Here is a 548-nt window from a genome sequence, read left to right as displayed (position 1 = left end):
GAAGTACAGGCCTATTTATGTTAGTCAGTTTAAAGTTGTTCACCGTTTAGCGTTATCCTCGATACCACTTCATTGCGAATTCCTTCTAATTAATTCCCATAAGTAAAAATAAAAAACAAACCCTCATATGCCTTATGGCAAATTAAATAAATTAAAGGAAATTCTATGTCTAATACAATGACTGGTTCAGTAAAATGGTTTAACGATGATAAAGGTTTTGGTTTCATCACTCCTAAAGATGGAAGTAAAGATGTATTTGTACATTACTCTGCAATTCAGAGTGATGACTTCAAATCTCTGATGGAAGGCCAAGAAGTTTCATTTACCATTGAAAATGGTATGAAAGGTCCAGCAGCAGGCAACGTGGTGGCTCTCTAAAGGCGCTATTACTATTCGCCTCTATTTTAAATGCCCTTGTTGTAGCGGTTCACAATATAGAACATCACAATTTGATGTTACAGTGAACAATCCACACGGCGCAAAATGTATTTTTTGTAAGACTGTGATGGCTGCTCAAATGAGTTAAGCGTTAAATAGTTGAATATATA

Annotated in this window: 2 protein-coding genes; both read left to right on the top strand. The window is 35.2% G+C overall.

The window, feature by feature from the left end; translation table 11 throughout:
* Positions 1 to 165: 165 nt before the first annotated feature.
* Complete coding sequence (gene cspE / locus JEP71_RS17435) at positions 166 to 378, top strand: transcription antiterminator/RNA stability regulator CspE (RefSeq protein ID WP_041701226.1); 213 nt, start codon at positions 166 to 168, stop codon at positions 376 to 378.
* Positions 379 to 385: 7 nt separating this feature from the next.
* Positions 386 to 526, top strand: a complete 141-nt coding sequence (gene ymcF, locus JEP71_RS17630; protein WP_419775829.1) for a cold shock small protein YmcF — start codon at positions 386 to 388, stop codon at positions 524 to 526.
* Positions 527 to 548: the final 22 nt, after the last annotated feature.

The organism is Proteus sp. PR00224, from assembly GCF_016238105.1.
Lineage (GTDB): Bacteria > Pseudomonadota > Gammaproteobacteria > Enterobacterales > Enterobacteriaceae > Proteus.
The sequence above is the reverse complement of the archived record's forward strand: the minus strand, read 5'-3'. Positions and strand labels throughout refer to the sequence as shown.

Coding starts and splice junctions, on each gene's coding strand:
- cspE (WP_041701226.1), top strand. CDS start 166: ATGTCTAATACAATGACTGGTTCAGTAAAATGGTTTAACGATGATAAA.